Origin of the sequence: Lentisalinibacter orientalis, assembly GCF_040706535.1 — a bacterium.
GTDB classification, from domain to species: domain Bacteria; phylum Pseudomonadota; class Gammaproteobacteria; order Steroidobacterales; family Woeseiaceae; genus Lentisalinibacter; species Lentisalinibacter orientalis.
This window is the reverse complement of the sequence record NZ_JAPDRJ010000001.1, coordinates 1,506,928-1,528,918: the sequence shown is the minus strand read 5'-3', so window position 1 is coordinate 1,528,918 and position 21,991 is coordinate 1,506,928. Positions and strand designations below refer to the sequence as shown.

The 21,991-nt window shown below is 69.6% G+C and carries 17 protein-coding genes and 1 tRNA gene; 4 read left to right on the top strand and 14 right to left on the bottom strand.

Annotated features, from left to right (window positions below):
• Positions 1–357: a YqcC family protein gene (locus ACJMK0_RS06745; RefSeq protein WP_405236732.1), complete on the bottom strand. Its 357-nt coding sequence runs from the start codon at positions 355–357 to the stop codon at positions 1–3.
• A 122-nt stretch (positions 358–479) separates the two neighbouring features.
• On the opposite strand from ACJMK0_RS06745, the gene ACJMK0_RS06740 reads away from it, so the two are divergent.
• Positions 480–556: transfer RNA gene (locus ACJMK0_RS06740), tRNA-Ile, on the top strand.
• Between the two features lie 21 nt (positions 557–577).
• Here ACJMK0_RS06740 and ACJMK0_RS06735 read toward each other — a convergent pair.
• From ACJMK0_RS06735 to ACJMK0_RS06710, 6 genes are all read right to left on the bottom strand, one after another.
• Positions 578–913 (bottom strand): hypothetical protein, encoded by a 336-nt coding sequence (locus ACJMK0_RS06735; protein ID WP_405236730.1) that lies wholly within the window; start codon positions 911–913, stop codon positions 578–580.
• Entirely contained in the window at positions 910–2,169 is a 1,260-nt protein-coding gene (locus ACJMK0_RS06730) for an MgtC/SapB family protein (RefSeq protein ID WP_405236728.1), read from the bottom strand. Before ACJMK0_RS06730 ends, ACJMK0_RS06735 begins: the two co-directional genes overlap by 4 nt.
• Positions 2,170–2,242: 73 nt before the next feature.
• On the bottom strand, positions 2,243–3,613 hold the full coding sequence (locus ACJMK0_RS06725) for an SLC13 family permease (RefSeq protein WP_405236726.1): 1,371 nt from the start codon (positions 3,611–3,613) through the stop codon (positions 2,243–2,245).
• A 16-nt stretch (positions 3,614–3,629) separates the two neighbouring features.
• A complete protein-coding gene (locus ACJMK0_RS06720; protein ID WP_405236724.1) occupies positions 3,630–4,391 on the bottom strand; it encodes a hypothetical protein in 762 nt (253 codons plus the stop codon).
• 14 nt (positions 4,392–4,405) lie between these two features.
• On the bottom strand, positions 4,406–5,011 hold the full coding sequence (locus tag ACJMK0_RS06715; RefSeq protein WP_405236722.1) for a superoxide dismutase family protein: 606 nt from the start codon (positions 5,009–5,011) through the stop codon (positions 4,406–4,408).
• Between the two features lie 65 nt (positions 5,012–5,076).
• Positions 5,077–5,703 carry a rhomboid family intramembrane serine protease gene (locus ACJMK0_RS06710; protein ID WP_405236720.1) on the bottom strand — a complete coding sequence of 209 codons (627 nt, stop codon included), beginning with the start codon at positions 5,701–5,703 and terminating at the stop codon, positions 5,077–5,079.
• 180 nt (positions 5,704–5,883) lie between these two features.
• On the opposite strand from ACJMK0_RS06710, the gene uvrA reads away from it, so the two are divergent.
• The 3 genes from uvrA (at position 5,884) to ACJMK0_RS06695 (ending at position 14,108) form a co-directional block, all read left to right on the top strand.
• Positions 5,884–11,343: an excinuclease ABC subunit UvrA gene (gene uvrA / locus ACJMK0_RS06705; RefSeq protein WP_405236719.1), complete on the top strand. Its 5,460-nt coding sequence runs from the start codon at positions 5,884–5,886 to the stop codon at positions 11,341–11,343.
• Between the two features lie 107 nt (positions 11,344–11,450).
• Entirely contained in the window at positions 11,451–12,476 is a 1,026-nt protein-coding gene (locus tag ACJMK0_RS06700) for a MerR family transcriptional regulator (RefSeq protein ID WP_405236717.1), read from the top strand.
• Positions 12,477–12,482: 6 nt separating this feature from the next.
• Positions 12,483–14,108, top strand: coding sequence for a hypothetical protein (locus ACJMK0_RS06695; protein WP_405236715.1), 1,626 nt, complete (start codon positions 12,483–12,485; stop codon positions 14,106–14,108).
• Here the strand turns inward: ACJMK0_RS06695 and ACJMK0_RS06690 are convergent.
• The 7 genes from ACJMK0_RS06690 to ACJMK0_RS06660 all read right to left on the bottom strand — a co-directional run bounded on the left by ACJMK0_RS06690 (position 14,006) and on the right by ACJMK0_RS06660 (position 21,360).
• Entirely contained in the window at positions 14,006–15,172 is a 1,167-nt protein-coding gene (locus tag ACJMK0_RS06690) for a saccharopine dehydrogenase family protein (RefSeq protein WP_405236713.1), read from the bottom strand. The genes ACJMK0_RS06695 and ACJMK0_RS06690 overlap by 103 nt on opposite strands.
• Entirely contained in the window at positions 15,165–15,617 is a 453-nt protein-coding gene (locus ACJMK0_RS06685; protein ID WP_405236711.1) for an MOSC domain-containing protein, read from the bottom strand. Before ACJMK0_RS06685 ends, ACJMK0_RS06690 begins: the two co-directional genes overlap by 8 nt.
• 241 nt (positions 15,618–15,858) lie before the next feature.
• Positions 15,859–17,013, bottom strand: coding sequence for a DUF3570 domain-containing protein (locus ACJMK0_RS06680; protein WP_405236709.1), 1,155 nt, complete (start codon positions 17,011–17,013; stop codon positions 15,859–15,861).
• 10 nt (positions 17,014–17,023) lie between these two features.
• On the bottom strand, positions 17,024–17,257 hold the full coding sequence (locus ACJMK0_RS06675) for a DUF4266 domain-containing protein (RefSeq protein WP_405236708.1): 234 nt from the start codon (positions 17,255–17,257) through the stop codon (positions 17,024–17,026).
• 23 nt (positions 17,258–17,280) lie between these two features.
• Positions 17,281–17,952 carry an outer membrane beta-barrel domain-containing protein gene (locus tag ACJMK0_RS06670; protein ID WP_405236706.1) on the bottom strand — a complete coding sequence of 224 codons (672 nt, stop codon included), beginning with the start codon at positions 17,950–17,952 and terminating at the stop codon, positions 17,281–17,283.
• Positions 17,922–18,665, bottom strand: coding sequence for an SH3 domain-containing protein (locus tag ACJMK0_RS06665; protein ID WP_405236704.1), 744 nt, complete (start codon positions 18,663–18,665; stop codon positions 17,922–17,924). The genes ACJMK0_RS06670 and ACJMK0_RS06665 overlap by 31 nt, the downstream gene beginning before the upstream one ends.
• Before the next feature lie 4 nt (positions 18,666–18,669).
• Entirely contained in the window at positions 18,670–21,360 is a 2,691-nt protein-coding gene (locus ACJMK0_RS06660) for an HzsA-related protein (RefSeq protein ID WP_405236702.1), read from the bottom strand.
• Positions 21,361–21,991 lie beyond the last annotated feature (631 nt).

Below are 21,991 nucleotides of genomic sequence, written 5' to 3'. Positions count from 1 at the left end.
TCAATGCCCGGGCCAGTCCCCGCCGGCCTCGCCCGCAGTGATCACCTCGTCGAACCGCCGGATCAGCGACAGCAGCTCGTCCGTGTCCCGCGGATCCTCCCGCAGGCACTCCTCGGCGTACGCGTGGATGCCGCTCTCGGACGGCATCCCGGCGCCGCCGGCAGCGAGTATGCGCTGCATCCGGGGCAGGAACAGCCATTGCAGCCACTGGTGAAAGCGCAGGGTGTCGAAACAGAACGGCTGGGCGCTGCCGAGGCGGCTGAGCGCCGGGCGTTCTTCCTCCCAGAGTTCGATGCGCCTCATTTCCGCCTCGATTCCATCGACGATTTCAGCCACTGTCTGCTGGAATCCGTCCATCCCTGCATTCTGGCATAACGGGGCGCCGGCGACGCGGGAGCGGTTCGCAGAACGGGGCGGGACGGGCCGGCCGTGGCCGTGATGACGAGACCGGTCTTCGTGGCTATACTGGCCCGCCCGACGGGCCCTTAGCTCAGTTGGTTAGAGCAGCGGACTCATAATCCGTAGGTCCCAGGTTCAAGTCCTGGAGGGCCCACCATCTCTCTCGCCGCCGCCGCCGCTATCGCCGCTTCCGCGCACCCAGCGCCACCCGATCCAGCCACCAGCCGCTGCGGAACGTGAGGTAGGCGAGCATCGCCATGTCCGCGACGGTGATCGCGAGCTTGTGAGAGATGCCCTCTGCCACGTCGATCACGTGCAGCAACAGCACGGCGATCACCGCCTGGACGATGATGAAGCGGAACCGCTCGATGGCGTCGCCGCCCAGGGTCTCGCTGAGGAGATTCCGCCGCCTGCGATAGCCGGCGATCAGATCCATGTAGAGACTGCGCAGGAACACCGCCGCGAACGCGGCGTGCACGGCCCAGAAGACGACGGGGTCGGTGTCGAGAGTCATGCCGGCCAGAGGAAGACGATCGCCGTGCCGAACAGGATCGACACGCCCATCGTCGCCAGCGCATAGGCGCCCAGCCGCCGTCCGCCGAGGACCACCGCGGCGCCGATCTTGAACGCCAGATTCGACAGGGTCGCGATCAGGATCGCGCGCCATGCCGCGTCGCCGGACAGCCGGCCCTGGGAGTACAACTCCGCCGTGGACAGCGTGAGGGCGTCCACGTCCGTCAGCCCGGAGATCACGGCCACGCCGTAGATGGCGGCGTCCTGGCCGAACTCCTCGCGCACGGCCGTCACCAGCAGCAGTATCACGGCGTACAGGACACCGAACACGATGGCGGTGCGGATCTGGGCCGGGTTTTCGAGATTCGGCGGCTGCATGTCGCGCGAATCGATCTTCAGCAGCAGGCCGACGCAGAGCAGCGCCATGAAGGCCATCATGACGGCCAGCGGCGCCGCGGCCTGGCGCAGAAGGTCCGGGGCGACCGCCCCCAGCTCGATGCCCACCCGTACGTAGACGATGGTGGAGGCGATCAGCACCACCAGCGCGGCGGCGGGGGCGGCGGCGGGGTTGCCGGCGCACTGCCGGGCGTAACTCACGGTGGTCGCGGTGCTCGAGATGAGGCCGCCCAGCACGCCGCCGGCCAGCGAACCGCCGCGCACGCCCAGCACCCGATAGGCCAGGTAGGCGGCCAGGCTGATGCCGACGATGAGGGTGACCATGAGCCACAGCGTGAAGGGGTTGAGGACGTCGTAAGGCCCGATGGTCTGGTCCGGCACCACGGGCAGGATCACGAGCGCCACCAGGACGAACTGCATCATGGCCGCGAACTCGCGTTCGCCGATGGCGCCGATCAGCCCGTGCAGCTTGGTCTTCCACTGCAGCAGCACGGCGGCCACGCCGGCCAGAGCGACCGCCGGCGCCTCGATGCCGCTGGTGAGCATCGCGCCCACGCCGAACATCAGCAGGCCGGCGACCTCGGTGGTGAGGCCGAAATGCTCCGGGTTGGTGCCCTCGCCGCGGGCGCGGAGGAGATTGCCGAGGATGAACAGGGCGGTGATGCCGAGCAGGCCGGCGGCGATCATCCAGCCGCCATAGTCCCGGGCCAGGATGCCACAGACGGCCCCGACCAGCGTGATGAGCGCAAAGGTGCGCACGCCGGCGATGCGGCGGTGTTCCTCGTCGCGCTCGCGCTGGCTGCCGACGAGCAGGCCCAGACCGAGCGCGATGGCCAGCGGTTCGAAGATGCCGAAATCCATGGATCCGTCGCCTGTCTGCTCGCTTCGAGGGTAACCCAGGCTCCCGGCGGCGGCGAGCCGGGACATGCCGCAGTCAGGCGAACAGCAGGTAGCAGCCGCCGGTGACGACCGCGGCGCCGATCAGGTTGAGGGCGAAGCCCTCCCTCGCCATCTGCCTCACCGTCAGCTCGCCGGAGCTGAAGATCACCGCGTTAGGGCCGGTAGCCACGGGCAGCATGAAGGCGAAGCTCGCGCTCATCGCCGCCGGCACCATGATGAGCCGATGGTCGAAGCCCGCGGTGGTGGCGGCCGCGGCGAGGATGGGCATGAGCAGCGTCGTGGTCGCGGTATTGCTGGTGACCTCGGTGAGGAAGGTCACGGTCAGGCAGGTCAGCAGGATCATGACCAGCACGGGCAGCACGTCGAGCGCGGCCACCATCTCGCCCAGCGAGGTACTGAGCCCGGAGCTCACGAACGCCTTGGCGATGGTGATGCCGGCGCCGAACAGGATCAGGATGCCCCATGGGATGCGCACGGCGGTATCCCAGTCGAGCAGGCGCCCGCCGCGTCCGTTCGGCACCAGGAACATCACGACCACCGCCAGCAGCGCCACGCTGGCGTCGTTGGCGCCGGGCAGGTCCAGCCACGCGCTCCAGCCGCCGAAGGGCTCGCGCCGGGTCATCCACAACACCGCGGTGACGGCGAAGACGATCAGCGTGCGCACCTCCTCGCTGCGCCAGGCCGCCACCGGCGGCATCGTGATGGCCCGCGCGTGGGACAGGCCGCGGGTGAGCCACAGCGCCGTCAGCGGAATCATCACCGCCACCACCGGCAGCGCCCAGGACATCCAGCCGAAGAAGGTCACCTCCCGGCCGGTGTTCTCCTGGTAGACCTCCATGAAGATCAGGTTGGGCGGCGTGCCGATGGGCGTGCCCACGCCGCCGACGCTGGCCGCATAGGCCACGCCCAGCAGCAGGCTCACCTTCAGCCGGTTGTCCTCGACCCGCTCCAGCACCGCCAGCACGATCGGCAGCAGCATCAGCGTGGTCGCCGTATTGGAGATCCACATGCTGAGGAAGGCGGCCGCCGCCATGAAGCCGAACACGAGGCTGCGCCCGCTCCTGCCACCGAAGGCGCTCACCATGCCCAGCGCGATGCGCCGGTGGGCGCCGCTCTTCTCCATGGCCGTCGACAGGATGAAACCACCCAGCAGCAGCAGGATCAGCGGGTTGCCGTAGGCCTCGCCCACCTGGGCGGGCGTCAGCACCCCGATCAGGGGGAAGACCGCGATGGGCACCAGGGAGGTGGCCGGGATGGGGATCGGCTCGAAGATCCACCAGACGGCACAGAGCGTGGTGACCGCCGCCGTCCAGGCCACATCGGCGGAGGCGCCGCGCGCCTGCAGCAGGAGGAAGACGGCGAGGGCGGCAAGCGGCCCGGCATACAGCGCGATCCGGCGCACCATGGTCGGGTCCGGGCCCTCAGTCTTCGGCGGGCAGCACGAAGACCTCTTCCGCCACCGGCTCGTTCACGCGGAACGCCTGCCAGTGGATCTCGTTCTGCTTGACGCCGTCGTAATACAGGCGCACCAGGCGAGGCTGGCGCCAGCCGGTGTCCTCGTCGGTGACGAAGTCGGAGTAGTAACGGTGATGCCAGCCCTTCGGTGTGTCGAAGCCCACCATGCGCACCGCGTAGTCGTCCCGGTCGATGCCGAAGATCGTCTCGGAACCGGCGGGGTCGCTCACGCGCACGAAGAAGGCGGGATGGCCTTCCACCGTATCGTCGGGCAGCCGCGTCAGGGTGAAGCCCTCGTCGAGGGCATAGCGGATGATCCCGAAGCCGAACGAGTTCTTCCACTGGGGGCTGGCCGCGCCGCCGGGGATCGGGCCGTCCGCGTTGTAGGCGGTCTCGCCGTCGAAGGCGATCCGGAACATGGTCGTGTCGCCCGTGAAGCTGTCGATGCGCACCTTGCCGTTGGCGAGATGGGCATCGGCGCTCTCGGGGGCATACTCGCGCCACATGCGGTAGCGGTCGGCCAGCACGCGGCTGTCTTCGGTCCCGTCCGGCCAGAAGACCCCGTAACCCTCGAGATACAGCGTCTGCGGCCGCCGCCACGTCTCGCCTCCGTTCGCCTCGTACACCGCGGCGATGATCTCCTCCGCCGACAGGCCGTCGGCGTCGGCCGCCGCGGCCGGCAGCGCCAGCGCCAGGCCGGCGCAGGCGGCCGCCAGGGCCGCGACCACTCGCGGCGCCGCGGTCACTGCAGGAGCTCGATCACTCCGCAGGCGATGCGTGCGCCGGCGGCGCCGGTGGGCTGGGTCTCGAAGTCGTCGGGCTCGGCATGGACGATCACCGAACGGCCGACGATGCCGGTCTCGCCCTCGAAGGTGAGCCCGTCGCCGAGCACCCGGTCGAAGCGGGCCTGGCCATGCTCGTCGAAGGTGATATTGCCGAGGTCGCCGGCGTGGTGCTGGCCGTCGGGGTCGTCGGGCGAGCCGTGCGGAGCGCCGGCGGGGTTGAAGTGCGGCCCGGCCGACGTGCCGTCCGGAGCGCTGCAGTCACCCACCTCGTGGATGTGGATGGCGTTGGTACCCGGCTCGCCGCCGTCCAGCACGCCGCCCATCACCATGGGCCCCTCGAAGGCGGTGAAGACCACGGCGCCGCTCACGGAGGAACCGGATTTCGGCTCCATGCGGGCGATCGCCCTGAGGCTGCTGCCCGTCGCCTGACTGGCCCGGGGCTGTTCCGCGGCCGGCTCCGCGGCCGACTTCTGTTCCAACGGCGGCGGAGACTCGCCGCCGCAGGCAGCCAGCAGGACGGCGCAGGCCGCTGCCGCCGCCAGACCCTTCCGATACTCTCCCATGGATCGCTCCCTGTCGATTGAGATATTGATTCTATTGATGAATTCCGGCCGGCGACGTCGCCGCCTCAGCGCGCCCGGCGCCAGTATTGTATCAGCAGGAAGCCGAACAGCATGCCGCCGAGATGGGCGAAGTGGGCCACGCCGGGCTGCATGCCGGTGACGCCGTACGTCAGCTCCAGCACGCCGAACAGGATCACCAGGTATTTCGCCTTCATCGGTATCGGCGGTATCAGCAGCAGTATCTGCCGGTTCGGGAACATCAGGCCGTAGGCCAGCAGGATGCCGAAGACGCCGCCGGAGGCCCCGATGGTGGGATAGATCTCGGGCTGGAAGCTCGCCACCACCAGCTGCACGATGCCCGCGCCCACGACGCAGACCAGATAGTAGATCGCGAAATAGCGCGGGCCCCAGAAACGCTCGATATCGCGGCCGAACATCCACAGCGTGAACATGTTGAACAGCAGGTGGGTCAGGTCGCCGTGCAGGAAGCCGTAGGTGACGAACTGCCAGGGCGCGAAATACTCGGAGCCGGCCGGCCACAGCGCCAGCGACCCGAGCAGGGTCACGAACATCTCCCGGGAGGCGTTCTGGGCGGCGAAGGCCAGGCCGTTCGCTACCAGCAGCGTGAAGATGACCGTGGGGATGAGACTGTTGTTGCCGGGGGGTTGCGGCCGGATCCTGTAGGCACCCATGCCGACGTTATACAGGAAAGCCGGGGGCCGGGTCAGGCAGGGCCGGGCCGGGGACGAGCCGCGCCGGCCGCTGTCCCGCTCCTGTCCAACCGCGGTTGCGGTAACATCTCACCCAGCCCGGCGGGCCGCCATCGCGTTCGCGGCCCGCCCGTCCCCCACCCCACCCGGAACCCGGAGCTTATGGCTGCCGACAGCATCGTCATCCGCGGCGCACGACAGAACAACCTGCGCGACCTGGACCTGGAGATCCCGCTGAACGAGCTCGTCGTCGTCACCGGCGTGAGCGGATCGGGCAAGTCGTCGCTGGCCTTCGACACGATCTACGCGGAGGGCCAGCGCCGCTACGTGGAGACCTTCTCGCCCTACGCCCGGCAGTTCCTGGACCGCATGGACAAGCCGGCGGCCGAACGCATCGAGGGCATACCGCCGGCGATCGCCATCGATCAGACCAACCCGGTGCGCACCTCGCGCTCCACCGTTGGCACGATGACGGAGCTGAACGACCATCTGAAGCTCCTCTACGCCCGCGCCGCCACGCTGTACTGCAGCGGCTGCGGCCGGCCCGTGCGCCGTGACCATCCGGAGTCGGTCTGGGCGGAGCTGGGCGAGGCGTGGTCCGGGCACCGGGCGGTCATCACCTTTCCGGTGGAGCGCCCGGAGAACTTCAGCGAGGCCGAGATCCGCAGCTATCTCGAGGCGCAGGGCTATCTGCGGGTGCAGGAGACCGAGGGGCGCACCCTCTACGTGGTCGCCGACCGCCTGCGGGTGACGGACGACAACCGCAGCCGCTTCATCGAGAGCGTCGAGTCGGCAATGCGCCGGGGCGACGGCCACGTGCGCGTCTACGACCACGACGCCGCCGGCGTGCAACGCCGCTTCTCCGACCGGCTCCACTGCGCCGACTGCGACCTCGATTACCGCGACCCCCTGCCGAGCCTGTTCTCCTTCAACTCCCCGGTCGGCGCCTGCGAGACCTGCCGCGGTTTCGGCCGGACCATGGGCATCGACCGTGACCTGGTCGTGCCCGACGGCTCGCTCACCCTCGCCGAAGGCGCCATCAAGCCCTGGCAGAGCAAGAGCTACCGGGAATGTCAGCGTGACCTGGAGCAGCACGCGCGCCGGGCCGGCGTGCCGCTGGACGTGCCCTGGAACGAACTGACGGCGGCCCAGCGCCGCTGGGTGTTCGAGGGCGAAGGCAGCTGGGACGACGGCGTCTGGTACGGGGTGGACCGCTTCTTCGACTGGCTCGAGAGCCGCGCCTACCGCATGCACGTGCGCGTGCTGCTGTCCCGCTACCGGAGCTACGACCTCTGCAATGCCTGCGGCGGCGCCCGGCTGAAACCCGAGGCCCTGCTCTGGCGGCTCGGCGGCGATAACGTCGAGGCCGGCGCCTCCGGCGCACCGGGTCTGAACGTCCACGAACTGACCTGCCTGCCCATCGAGCGCACGGTGGCGTTCTTCGCCGGGCTGGCATTGCCCGCTCCGCTGGACGAGGCCACCGACCTCCTGCTGGCGGAGATCCGCACCCGCCTCGGCTACCTGCTGGAGGTGGGCCTGGGCTACCTGACGCTGGACCGCCAGTCGCGGACTCTGTCCGGCGGCGAGGTGCAGCGCATCAACCTCACGACGGCGCTGGGCACCTCCCTGGTGAACACGCTGTTCGTGCTGGACGAGCCGTCCATCGGCCTGCACCCCCGGGACATCGACCGCATCAACGGCGTGCTGCGCCGCCTGCGCGACGCCGGCAATTCGCTGCTGGTGGTCGAGCACGACCCCCAGATCATCCGCGCCGCCGACCGGGTTCTGGACATGGGCCCCGGGCCCGGCGAACGGGGCGGCGAGGTGGTGTTCTTCGGCACGGCGAAGCAACTCGCCCGCTCCCGGCGCTCGCTGACGGCGCAGTATCTGCGCGGCGAGCGGCTCGTGAACGCGGATCGCGCGGGGCGTCCCGTCGGCGACGATATCCCCATCCTGCGGGTGCGCGGCGCCCGCGCCCACAACCTGAAAGGAGTCGACGCCGCCTTCCCGCTGGGTCGGCTGGTGTGCGTGACCGGCGTGAGCGGCTCCGGCAAGTCCACCCTGGTGGAGGACGTGCTGTGGCGCGCACTGCAGCGCCAGCGCGGCAAGGCGGGCGACGCGCCCGGCGAGCACGATGCGATCGAGGGCGGCGAGGACCTGGGCGACGTGGTGATGGTGGACCAGTCTCCCATCGGCAAGACCACCCGCTCGAACCCGGCCAGTTTCGTCGGGGCGCTGGCCCCCATCCGCAAGCTCTTCGCCGACGCGCCGCTGGCCGTCGAGCGCGGCTACACGGCCGGCACCTTCAGCTTCAATTCCGGCGACGGCCGCTGCCCGGAGTGCGGCGGCAACGGCTTCGAGCACGTGGAGATGCAGTTCCTCTCCGACGTCTACCTGCGCTGCCCGGCCTGCGACGGCCGCCGCTATCGCTCGGAGGTGCTGGAGGTGCGCATCGGCGGCGACGCCGGCGAGCGTTCCCGCTCCATCGCCGATGTTCTCGAGATGACCGTGGCCGAGGCGATCGCCTTCTTCGCCGGCGAACCCGCCGTGCTGCGCGGGCTGGAACCCCTGGCCGCCGTCGGCCTGGACTACCTCGCCCTCGGCCAGCCGGTGCCGACCCTGTCCGGCGGCGAGTCCCAGCGGCTGAAGCTGGCCGCGCACCTGGCCGAGGCCCGGGGCCGGCGCTCGCCCGGCGAGCGCAAGCTGTTCCTGTTCGACGAGCCCACCACCGGGCTGCACTTCCAGGACATCGCCACCCTGCTGGACGCCCTGCAGGAACTCATCGCCGACGGCCACTCCGTGATCGTGATCGAGCACAACCTGGACGTGATCGACGCCGCGGACTGGATCGTGGATCTCGGGCCCGAGGGCGGCGAGGGCGGCGGCGAGGTCGTGTTCGAGGGCACGCCGGACGCGCTCGCAAAACGCCGCGGCAACCACACGGGCAGGGCGCTGGCGGCCTATCGCCGGGAACGGGGCGGCCCGGCCGCGGCGACCGCGAAGAGCGCGCGGCGCGAGCAGCCGGCACGCGCCGACCGCGACATCCGCATCCACCACGCCCGGGAACACAACCTGCGCAACGTGGACATCCGCATCCCGCGGGACCGCTTCACCGTCATCACCGGCGTCTCCGGCAGCGGCAAGAGCACCGTGGCCTTCGACATCCTCTTCAACGAGGGCCAGCGCCGCTATCTCGAATCCCTGAACGCCTACGCCCGCCAGTTCGTGCAGCCGGCCAGCCGCCCGGACGTGGACGCGGTGTTCGGCATACCGCCCACCGTGGCCATCGAACAGCGCACCAGCCGGGGCGGGCGCAAGAGCACGGTGGCGACGATGACCGAGGTCTACCACTTCCTGCGCCTGCTGTTCGTGAAGCTGGGCACCCAGTACTGCCCGGACTGCGACGTGGCCATCGAACCCCAGAGCGAGGAGCAGATGCTGGGCCGCCTGCTCGAGACGCGCCGGGGCGAGCGCATCGCCCTGCTCGCGCCGCTGGTGGTCGGCCGCAAGGGCTATTACACGGATCTCGCGAAGTGGGCGGCGAAGAAGGGCTACGACCGCCTGCGGGTCGACGGCGACTACCTGCCCACCGGGGACTGGCCGCGGCTGGACCGGTTCCGCGAACACGACATCGACCTGCCGGTGGGCGAGATCCGGGTGGCCCCCGGCTCGCGCGGCGAGCTGGCCGGCCTGCTCGGGCGCGCGCTCGACCTGGGCGGCGGCGTGGTCCGGGTGGTGGCGGACGACGGCGAGAGCCTGCTCTCAGCGCGCCGGGCCTGCCCGTCCTGCAGCCGCAGCTTCGACGAGCCGGACCCGCGGCTCTTCTCCTACAACTCGGCCCGGGGCTGGTGCGAGGGCTGCGCCGGTACCGGCCTCGCGGCCGCGGCCGAAGACGAGGACGACGGCGCCGGCGGCGATCGGGAGCCCTGCCCCGTCTGCGACGGCGCGCGGCTGAATCCGGTGGCACTGAACGTGCGCTTCCGCGGGCGCAGCATCGCCGACTACGCTGCGCTGCCGGTGGAGCAGGCGGAGGCCTGGTTCCGCACCCTGGAGCTGACCGGCCGCCACGCCGAGCTGGCCCGCGACGTGCTGGCGGAACTCTGCGCCCGGCTCGAGTTCCTGCAGAAGGTCGGACTCGGTTATCTCACCCTCGACCGGGCCGCCCCGACGCTGTCCGGCGGCGAGGCGCAGCGCATCCGGCTCGCTTCGCAGCTCGGCTCCAACCTGCAGGGCGTGTGCTACATCCTGGACGAGCCCACCATCGGACTGCACGCCCGCGACAACCGCCGGCTGCTGGATACGCTGAAGGGGCTCGAGGCGCGGGGCAACACCGTCGTGGTCGTGGAGCACGACGAGGACACCATCCGCGCGGCCGAACACGTGGTGGACCTGGGGCCGGGTGCCGGCACCCACGGCGGCCGGGTTGTCGCCGAAGGCTCGGTGGCGGCGATGATGCGCAGCAAGGATTCCCTGACCGGCCGCATGCTCGCTCACCCCCTCGCCCACCCGCTGATGGAGCGGCGACGGGAAGTGAACCCGCGGCGTCGGGACGTGGCCTCCATCCGCATCGCCGGCGCGGAGCTGAACAACCTGAAGGGCTTCACGGTCAATCTGCCGCTGCATGCGCTGGTGGCCGTCACCGGCGTGTCCGGCAGCGGCAAGTCCACGCTGGTGCGCGACATCCTGCACGACAACCTCCGCGCACTGCTGGCGGCCCGGCGCTCACGCGGCAGGAAGGCGCCCGCGCCGGCGGGCTGCGCCGGGCTCACCGGCTGGGAAGCCGTCGACCGGGTACTGGAGGTGGACCAGACGCCCATCGGCAAAACGCCGCGCTCCTGCCCCGCCACCTACATCGGCTTCTGGGACGAGATCCGGCAGTTGTTCGCCCGCACGCCCGAGGCGCGCATGCGCGGCTACGAGCCGTCCCGGTTCTCGTTCAACGTGAAAGGCGGGCGCTGCGAGGAATGCGAGGGCCAGGGCGTGCGCCGCATCGAGATGAACTTCCTGCCCGACGTGCGGGTGGACTGCGAGGCCTGCGGCGGGCAGCGCTTCTCGCGCGAGACGCTGGCCATCCGCTACCGGGACCGCAGCATCGGCGAGGTGCTGGCGATGAGCGTGGAGGAGGCGCGGGAGTTCTTCCACGCCCATACGCGCGTCCATCACGCCCTCGACCTGCTGGTGCAGGTGGGCCTCGGCTACCTCACGCTGGGCCAGCCGAGCCCGACGCTGTCCGGCGGCGAGGCGCAGCGCATCAAGCTGGTCACGGAGCTGGCGAAGGCGGGCCCGGATCTGCCCGACAACGAAGGCGGCGGCAAACGCCGCAGCCGGGACCACACGCTGTACGTCCTGGACGAGCCGACCGTCGGGCTGCACATGGCGGACGTCGAGAAGCTGATCCGGGTACTGCACCGTCTGGTCGAGGCGGGCAACAGCGTGGTGATCATCGAACACAACCTCGACATCGTCGCGGAGGCGGACTGGGTGGTCGATCTCGGTCCCGAGGGCGGCGACGACGGCGGCCGCATCGTGGCTCGCGGCAAGCCGGAGGACCTGCTCCGGCGGCCGGGGCGCTCCCACACGGCCGCGGCGTTGCAGGAATTCCTGGCAGATCGCAGCCCCTGATGCCTGCCGACGATTGTTGACGATTGTCGACGAAGGCGGATGGCTGGATTTCTTGACGAGCTTGTGTAGAATCTTACCCATAGACACAAAGTAGACGGGAGAGAGACATGGGACAGACACGGGCCGGACAAGGGAATGACGGCAGGAGCGGCAACGACTACGCCATCGGCGCCGTCTCACGGCTGACCGGCATATCCACGCACACGCTGCGCATCTGGGAGCGGCGCTACGGTGCCGTGGTCGCGGAGCGCACGGAGAGCGGGCGGCGGATCTATTCGCGCCGGGACGTGGAGAAGCTCGGGCTGCTGAAAATCCTCGTGGACCGGGGCTTCTCCATCGGCCAGATCGCCAATCTCGATCTCGAGGAACTGCGCGCCCGCCGGGAAGAGGTCGTGCGCCAGGCCAACGACCTGCAGCTGGCCCGGGCCGACCAGCCCATCCGGGTGGCGGCCCTGGGACGCTTCGCACTGCAGGGGCTCGGCCGCAGCGGCGTACTGCCGGAACAGGTGGAGCTCACCGCTCTCGAGAGCGATCCGCGGCGCTTCCGGGCCGATATCCGCCGGCTGCGGCCCGACGTGCTCCTGATCGAGGTGCCGGTGGTCGACGAACGTACCGCCGAGCGCATCGCGGGGCTGCGGGACCTCTGCGGCGCCGGGCGCGTCATGGTGCTGTACAACTTCGGCCGCAGCGAGGACGTGAACCGGCTCGCCGCCGCCCAGTTCGAGCTGTTCCGGGCGCCCACCACGGCCCTGACGCTGGTCGACGCCCTGCTGCGCGGCCCGCGGGTCACCAATACCGCCCCGCGGCCGGCCCGTTCCGAGCAGCAGCGCGCCGCCGGCGACGCGCCCGAGGTGCCGGTGCTCACCGAAGAGCTGCCGCCGCGTCGTTTCGACGACGTCCAGCTGACGACACTGGCGGGTATCCGCACGGACGTCGATTGCGAGTGCCCGCACCATCTCGCCGACCTGGTGCAGAGCCTGACGGCCTTCGAGGTCTACAGTGACCAGTGCGAATCACGCAACAGCGAGGACGCCGCCCTGCACGCTTACCTGCACGCGATGACGGCACGGGCCCGCGCCCTCATGGAAGAGTCGCTGGCCACGCTGGCCCGCGTCGAGAAGCTGGAGTACTGACGCCCCGTGATTCGCGCCGCCGGCATCGTCACGGCAGCACTGCTGGTGCTCGGCGGCACGGCGGCGCCGGCCGCGGCGGCGCCGGGCTTCGGCGTGCGCATCTCGCCGGTCGCCAATCTGGTCTACCACCTGGATTGCCTGAGCGGCTACCGGCGCTGCACCCGGGCCGCCTTCGACGAGCTCTGGCAGCGCCTCGACTGGAGCGGGGAGGACGAACGCCGCCTCCTCCGGTGGCGGGAGCTGCAGGAGCGTTACCGGCTGTACGCGGACTTCACCGCGTCGGCGCCGGACACGCCCTACCCCTACACCTTCCCCTACCTGCAGGCCCGGGGCGTCGACATCGGCGAGAAGCTGCGTCTGGCCAGCCTGCAAGCCCACGATCTCGCCGACTACGGCGAGCGGCTGCGTCTGCTGCTGCAGCCGCGCGATGCCCGCGAGGCCCTGGCCATCGCGCGGCACTTCGAGCCCCGCTTCGACGCCTGGTGGCGAGACGGCGCCGCCGGCGACCTGGAGCGTCTCGCCGCCGGCTACCAGGGCACCGCGCGGCGCGCGCAGCTCGACGCCCTGCTCGCCCGCGTCGGCGGTTTGTTCGACCTGCGGCTGGAGGAAGTGGCCGACCTCGAGGTGAACCTGGTGGCCCTGCCGGAGGGGGCGAGGGCCTCCCGGGCGACGCTGATCGAGAACCAGGCCATCGTCGAGAGCCGGCGCGGGGAAGCGCCGGCCGACCGCATCGGCGTGATCGTGCACGAATTCGTCCACTATCTGTACGCGCTCAGTCCGCGTGCACGCCACGAGGCGCTGCTGGCAGCCTTCCTGGCGAGCGAGCGGCCCTGGAGCCTGCGGGCCTACAACCTGATCAACGAGGCGGTCGCAAGCGCCATCGGCAACGGCATAGTCGAGCGGCGGCTGCAGTCCGAGGCGGAATACCAGCGCTACCACGCGCTGCCCGATTCCTTCTACGCGGATTTCTACGTCGACACGCTGGCCAAGGCCCTGGTGCCGGTGCTGGACCGCCGCCTGGACGACGGCCGTCCGCTGGATGCCGCCTTCGCGGTGGAATACCTGGACACCGCCGCCCGGGCGCTCGAGGGCCGGCTGGACGATCTGGCGCTGCAGCTGGTCTCCTCCGCGGTGGTCGCCACCGACCCGGCGCTGGCCGACCTGGCCCGCCTGCCCGCCTCGGCACTGACGACTTTCTCGCTGTTCACCCACGTCACCGCCGAACCCGGCATCCCTGCCACCGCGCTTACGCGCTACCCGGAACTCTCCGGCATCGTGCTGGTGCGCGCCGGCGACCTGCCCCGGCTGGCCGGTTTCGCCGACGAGTCGGTGATCGAGCTGATGCAGGGACTGTCCGCACGGCTGGGCGCGTTCGTCTACGGCCAGCCGCGCAGCCCGCAGGCCACGGTCTACTACGTGTGCGGCAACGACGAGGCAGGCGTGGAAAAGGCGCTCGAGCACCTGCTGTCCCGCAGCGCGAGCTTCACCGGGCTGAGCCTGCCGCCGGGAACGGCGGTGCGCTATTCGGACTATTCCGGCTCGTCGGACAGGATCTCGAAGCGGATGCCGATGGCGCGCAATCTGGCCAGCAACGCATCTCCCATCGCCTCCGCGGGCGTCAGCACGCCGTAGCGCGGCGGCAGCGAGTCCGCATCCAGGGACAGGCACAGCGCCGCCTCGGCCAGCATGCGGGAGGTTTCCGCGTAGCCGGGTTCGCCGCCGGAGGCCTCGCCGATCAGGCGCCGGCCGTCGCCGCGGGCGACGAAGGTCACGCGGAACGAGCCGGTGGCACGGGTCTGCTCGTCGGGGCCGGAACCCGAAGGCTTCAGCCCGCCGAGCCAGCGGCGTATGGGTCCCACCTGCGCCAGTCCGGTGACCGCGGCGATGCCCGAGGACAGGGCGATCAGTTTAGGCAGCGAGCCGACACGGATGTAATGCGCATAGGTGAACTCGCGCCCATAGGCCGGCAGCGCCGTGGCCGAACGGATGATGATCTGCCGGTCGATGGCGGGGAACGGCATCACCCAGCCGTTGACCAGCTCCTCGTAATGGGCGCCGCGCCGGTTCACTTTCACCCGCCGCTCGCCGCTCACGCCCTGCTCCATGCGCGCCGCCACGCGCCGGGTCTCGCCGAGATTGCCCAGTGCCTCCAGCGCGGAGTTCCAGGTGCCTCCCGAGATGCCGCCCTTCGCGGAGACGAAGCCCTCGAGCTGGACGCTGGCGTCCTCGGGCAGTGCGTTGACCATCATCCAGGCGCCGAGGTCGTGGGGGATGCTGTCGAAACCGCAGCAGTTGACCACCCGCACCTGCTGCTCCCGCGCGCTGGTGCCGCAATGGTCCATCACCTGATCCACGAAGGCCGGCTCGCCGGTCAGATCCGCGTAACTCGTGCCCGCCTCGACGCAGGCCATCACCACCGCCTCGCCGTAGCGGATGTACGGGCCCACCGTGGTGGCGAGCACGCGGGTGCGACGCGCCATCTGCAGCAGCGTGTCGTAGTCGCCGACGTCCGCGCGAATCACGCCCGGGCTGCCGCCCAGTTCCGCGGCCAGCGCCGCGAGCTTGTCCGCATCCCGGCCGGCGATGGCCCAGCGGAAATCCTCGTCGGTCTTCTGCGCCAGATAGGCCGCGGTCAGCCGGCCGGTGTATCCCGTCGCCCCGAACAGGACGACGTCGTATTCCCGGTTGTCAGCCATGAGCATCCTCCAGGCGCACCGTGTCTCCCACCCCGATCTCACCGCCGGCGAGCACCCGGCAGGTCACGCCGCCGCGCCAGTCCGGCTCGAGGGCCTGCCGCAGTCCCTCGCCGGCCTCCTCCATCCGCGAGCACGGATCCAGCTCACCCGTGATCTCCAGCACCAGCTTGCCGATCACGAGCCTTCGGCCGGCGGTCTCGGCGAGCGGGATGCCATCGATCAGGAGGTTGGCCCGGCGCGCCGTCCAGGGCAGCTCGCGCCCGAGCTCGTTACAGGCGTCGCTCCAGCCCGGGGCCGTCAGCACCGTCACCTGCCGCCGGCCGGCTCGGCCCCGGAAGTCGCCGGCCACGCCGCTGTCGGTGTCGACCCGCGCGCGCTCCAGTACCTCCATGGGCGCGCGCTTGCGCTCCCGCCGTGCGATCCCGATCAGCCTGCCCTCCCTCATGGAGCAGATGGTAGCAGGTAGGAGGGCCTTCAGGCCCGATCCCCCGTTCTCTTGGCGTTGACCCGCCATCGGCCGGACCGGGCTGGCGCTTGCTTCACGCCACCGCGAGCACGGCCGTCATGCGGGGATATCCATCGCCGCGACCTTTTGTCGGGAGCAAGATGGATACCCCCGCAGGGCGGCCACAATAGAAGGGGATCTGGCAGGAAGAGTCGGGCCTGAAGGCCCTCCTACGCAGAGGTCAGAACCAGAACGAGACGAACAGCTGCACCACGTCGGCATCGAAGCCGTACAGGGGTTCCTCGCCGGGGGCGGCGCCGCTCACCCTGAGGTCGCGGAAGTTCTCGTAGTCGAAGCGGATGCGGTCCCAGAACAGATTCAGCGAGCCTTTCTCGACCACGCTCCAGCCGTCGCTGACGAACTCCCAGCTCACGCCGGCGCGGATGGTCGCGCTCTCGAAGGTGCTGAGTTCCTTGTCCCGCCCCATGAAATTCTGCGCGCCGGAACGCGGGAACAGGTCGGCGTAGAAGTCGGCCTGCTCCTGGGTGTAGTAGCGATAGCGCGTGGAGAACGTCAGGCCGTGCTTCCAGGGGTGGACGTAGCCGATCTCCCCGGTGTGCGACTCGATGCCCCAGGTGTCGGAGAAGTAGCGGTAGCTGCCGTGCAGCGCCGCCCGCCAGGGCATGCGGTAGCGCGCGGTGATGGAGCCTGCGCCGCTCGTGCGCGTGTTCGGGTAGATCTCGGGCTCGAACTGGTACCCGGCCGGCTGATCCGCGGCCAGGTAGCGCACGGAGCGATACGGGTTGTTCAGGAAGCCCTCGTCGGTGATGGCGTCGAAGGCGAAGCTCATGATCAGGCTGCGGGTGACGATCTGCGTGACCGCCAGGCTGTACTGCTGGCGGTCGACCTCGCGGCGGAAATCCGGATCGTTGGACTTGCCCACCTCGTCCCAGCCGAGGGCGTAGCCCAGCGTCACCGTGGTCATCTGGCCGAACAGGTCCTGGCTCACGCTGAAGTTCAGGCTGTTGGCGGCGTAGTCGCTCTCGTCGCTGCGCGTGTAGCCCACGTTCATGAGCGTGTTGCCGTACAGGTAGGTCGCGCCCAGCGAGCCCTGCTTGCGCTCCTCGGTGTAGGGGCTCGCCGTGGTCACCACGTCGATGGAGGCGCTGGAGACCATGTCGAGATAGTAGTTGGCCGACAGCGACAAGCTCTTGCCGACCTGCTTGCGCAGCAGCACCGACGGGCCGTCGATGGTCACGCCGCCGCCCTCGTAGCGGTGGTAGAGCACGTCCGCCCGGTCTTCCGGCAGCACGGTGGCGAGCACCGCGCCCGGCAGCAGTGCGAGCAGGACGAGCAGCCTTGCGAGGTGGCGGGCGATCATCGTCGCGCGATTCATGGCGCGGTGCTCAGTTGCAGCCGCAGCCGCCGCCGGCGCCGCCCGTGCCGCCGCGGGCGCCCTCGCGGGCATCCCAGACGTGCATCTCGTAGGCGGTGGCCACCGGATGCATGTCCAGCGCCATGATCGGATCCGCCAGGTGGTCCCGCTCGTAGGGCTTCACCCAGGGCTCGATGCTGGAGCAGCCGGCGGTCGCCACGAGTACCGCGCAGGCCGCCGCCGTTCGGATCAGTGTCTTTTTCATCGTCCTTACCCCGCTCCCCCGCATCAGAAGAAGATCGTGAAACCGATATGCCCCTCGATGTTGTGGGCGGTCTTCTCCTCGCCGAGGATGTCGATGTCGAACAGGTGGTCCCGCACGTCGGCATGCAGCGCGATCACGTCGTTCAGCAGCAGCCGGTAGCCGAAACCGAAATTCACCGTGAAGCGGTCGTCGCCCGCGAACTCCGTGCTGCCTATCCCGGCGATGAGGTACAGCGCCTGGGAGAAGGCCAGGTTGCGGCCGACGAAAGCCTCGCCCGGTAACACGTTGTACCCGATGGAGGCGTTGTAGTATGTGAACTCGCGCTCATCGTCGGTCAGAATCTCCGCCGCGCCGCTCAGCCGCTCGAAGCTGGTCTCCTCGGTATCGGTGCGACCGTAGGCGCCCTCGACGAACAGCCCTTCGGTGATGTGATAGGCCAGCCGCACCCCGTAGACCGGGTTCACGCCGAAGTCCTCGACGCTCATCAGCCCGGCAAAGGCTCCGATCTCGAAGTTCTCGGTGTCGATCTTCGGCGGCTCCACGTCGCGGCGCTCCACCTCGGGCTCGATCACCTGCTCCGGTACTTCGGCCACGGCATCGCCCGGCTCGTCGCCGCCGATGAACGGCAGGCTGCCGCAGCCCGTCAGGGCGAAAGCGAGCCCGGTCAGAAAAAGAACCCGAATCCGACTTTCCATTCTTCGATTTCCTCATTCTCGTCGCGGCTGGTGAATACGACATAACTCTTGTATTCGGCGCGAAAAATAAAGCGTCTCGTCACCCAGGCCCGTACGCCGACGCCCACGTGGGCGGTCTGGTCGGTGCGGTCGATGGGCTGCACCAGGGTGGCCACCGGCTCGATGCGCAACACGCCGGTGCCGAGGGTGAAAAACGGCGAGACCCGCCAGTGCGGCCAGGTCTGGTGCACGATGCTCACGTTGGCCATCCAGCCGTCGGAGAAATTGCCGAGCAACTGCGTGCCCCACAGCTCCAGCGACAGATTCGGCGTGAACGAGTAGCCGAGGTAGCCGCTGATGACGTTGGCACCGCCGAAGTCGCCGGTAAGTCCGCCGGACTCCCAGCGCCGCACCAGGTATTCCTCCCGGCCCGTGGTCTCGAACTCGGCCGGCGTGCCCGCCTCGTCCAGCGTCATCAGCATCTCGCGCTCGTGCACCCAGCCCTCGCGGCCGCGGGCATCGCGCACCTTGAACCATTCGGTGCGCCGCTTGAGCAGTTCGACCGCATCGCCGCGCTCGACCACGTTGAACACGGGATAGCCGCGCCCCGGCCCGGTGTGCATCTCGAGATACGGCTCGGCCACCGTGACCCGGCGGTATTGCTCCTCCGCCTGCGCGCCCGTGGCGAGCGCGCAGCAGAGAAACAGTGAGAGCAATGCCGCCAGCGGTCTCATGGCATCAGTTTTCCGGCGCGTCGAACGGGTTGTTGTAGTACTGGCCGCCGACGTCCAGCCACTCGGACAACAGCTTCAGCTCGGCAGGCGTGAGCCAGCCGGCGTGGCTGCCGCCGGGGGCGAAGCGGTCGAAGAAGCGACCGGAGGCGTTGGCACCGGCGGTGCGCATGCTGGGCGGCACGGTCACCGGCTCGAGGATGGGATCGCCGGTCTCGGGGTCGATGCCCACCTCCACCAGGCGGTCCACCAGGGCGCCCATGTCGAGTATTTGCTCGTTGTCCGCGGCCAGCAGCTCGCGGTAGGCATTGAAGTGATCGGGCTCGTCGGGAGATGCGCCGTCCGTCAGCTCGAGCTGGCCGTCGGGCACCTTCAGCTGCCCCATCGCGTCGGTGCGGGTGTGGCAGGTAATGCAGGTGTTGTCGGCCTCGGGGATGCCGTCCTCGTCCACGTCCACGATTCGAGGTTTCGACCACAGCGGATGGATGTGGGCCTCGTAGTTGATGACCGCGCGGCAGGTCGCGCTCCAGTCGCCGATGCAGTCGGGCGTGGTGGGCGCCAGGGTCTCCAGGCCGGACTCGCCGGGCACCACGGTGGGGCCGTAGCGCCAGGCGAACGACTCGTCCCTGGCCCGACCGGCGGCGGCCTCGTCGGTCCAGACGTCTTCGTAGACGATGTCCAGTGACGGCTCGATGGCGGCGCAATCGGTGGAGCAGCTGGTGCGCGCCCGCACCTCTGCCATCGTCTCGCCCACGTCGGCGAACAGCGCCGGGTCGGTGTTCGGGAATGGCTGGCCGGTCACCTCGGCGCCCTCGTTCAGCACGGGGTACGCGTCCGCGCGCCCGTGGGACTCGCCGCTGCCCGGGTCGTGGCAGCCGGAGCACTCCATCAGCTGGCCGGGCCTGAGCTGCAGCCAGTTGTTGTGCCGCGGCCCGATGCGCCGGCCCTGGCCGTCCAGCACGCTGACGCCGAGGGCTACGTTGGCAGGCACCTTCATCATCACCGAGCCGTCGGGCTCCACTTCCGCGTAGCCCACGATCTCGCGCATGCCCTGGGCCGCCGACACACCGAAGGCGCTGTTGTCGAAGTCACGCACGTCCTCGTCCGGGATGGAGACCGCCTTCACCACCCGCAGGAAGCGCGCGGGCCGATCGGCCGCGGTGGTCTGCGCGGGGTCAGCGAGCACGTCGATGCCGACGCCGGAGACGTCCTGCCCGGCGATGTCGTAGACGCTGCGGATGTGGATCACCGCCGCACCCTCCGCCGCGATGTCCGGATCCAGGGTGAAGGGCTCCGAGTCGTCGAAGATCACCGGCGGCGTGCCGGTGCCCGGTTCCGCGGCGACGATGTCCGTGTACATGAAGCCCTCTTCGGGCGCGACGACCGGCTGCTGGGTGTCCTCGCTGCGGTCGTAGATCCAGATGCCGTAGAGCGGCGGCGCCTCGACGAGGGCGGGGTCCGCCAGATTGTCGTCGGTGCACGGGACGATCCTGAGATCGACCGGATCCTGCAGACGGCACTGGCTCCAGCTCACCAGCAGGCGCTCGGTGCCGTCGCGCAGCGGGAACACGGAGTTGTAGCGTCCGCCCGGCGAAGGCACGTCGTCGTCGATCAGCACCTCGTTGATGGTGGCCGCGGTCTGCGCCGGACCGGACAGCACGCCGATGTTGTCCCGGTTCGGCTGGGTGTTCTCGATGTAGTTGGCGATGTCGATCTCGATGATGTCGCCGCCGCCCCCGGCGCCGTCGAAGGGGCGCAGCAGCGCCATGACGTTACCGTTCGGCAGCTCCCGGGGGCGCAGGAACTGCACGGGCTCGCCGCCGCTGCCGGTGTCGTGGCTGTTGGCGCCGTACAGCAGCTCGAGCGCGGCGCCGTCCGGGTTCATGCGGTACAGATGGATACCGTCGTTACCCGGCGCGTTGTCCCAACGGCTGAACACCACCTGCCCGTTCGAGAGCATGGCGGGATCGAGGTCGTGACTCTGATTGAAACTCACCTGGCGGATATCGGTGCCGTCTTCGTTCATGACGTGCAGCACCAGCGCCGGCACGTTGCGGTCCTCGTCCAGTGCCGCGAACTGGGGCTTGCCCTCGTCCAGCAGCACGGCACCGGACTGGCGCTGGCGCGTGGAGGAGAAGATGATGCGACCGTCCGGCAGATAGGCCGGCGCCAGGTCGTGACCGGACTCCGCGACGATGTCCGAGGCGATGATCCGCCGCAGCGTGTCGCCGGCGATGTCGTATTCCCAGACGTTCCAGGTCGGCTGGTCCTCCTCGTCGGCGCCTTCGATGAACTGCGCCCGCATCGCAAACAGCACCTTCGTGCCGTCGCGCGATACCTCCAGGTCGCGGATGTCACCGAGGCCTTCGGTGATCTCTCCGGTGACGTTGACGTCGGCGGTGCTGGGCGAGGCCCGGTCGCGCACGTAGAGATCGGCGCCGATGTCGAAGGTCACCGGCTCGCGCACGTCGAAGTCGGTCGGGTCGCCGTTGTCGTCGACCGGGACCGGCCGCTTCACGTAGGCGATGGGGAAGTCGAGCACGACGGGGTCGGGATCCTGCCCGCTGCCGAAGCCGATGCGGCCTTCGCCGCTGCCGCCGCCACCGCAGCCCGCGGCGGCCACCACCGAGCAGGCGACGGCAACGAGAGCCGCCCTTGCCGGCGCCCTCCGGGTAACTGTCTGCATCGTGCTGTTCATGGGACATCCTCTTTCCTGCAGCCGTCACGCGACGCACTCCTGCGATCACTGCGGGAATGCTGCAGGCGCCCTGCACCGCCGGTCTTCCGACGCGCGACTGGAAAGCTCGCGGCCGGCCGTGACCAATGGTGGACAGGGGCCTCACTGCATTCTGTTAACAAGATCACAAATCCATGGAGATCGTTGCGCGCGCGTCCTGGTAGTTGATGAGCGGCGGAGTATAGGGACGCCTCCGGGACGCGCGTAATGTGGAATTTCGCCGACAGCGAGACCGTGCCCGGGGCCTTGCATCGACTGGCTCAAGGTGACGGCTGCCGTGTCACACGGACGCGCGCTGTCGTAGTTCGGCGACAAGCCGAAACGCCCACCGAATCAGGGAGTTGCCTTGCGGGCGTCGGCAAAGTGTCGATTTCTGCCGACAAGCGGTTGACATATGCCGACCCGGCGCCACTGCCCGGATCACGCGCAACCTCTTGTTCTGTATTCGGAAAGGCTTTTCCAGCCATCCAAGTCGTGATCTGGCACGCGGCTTGCACTCCCCTTGCTCGCAACAGTAGCCGGCCGCGGGGGAGCACACGTGACGGGAGTCCCGGGAAACCACGGGACTTGTGAATGGAGTCACGGTGGCCCT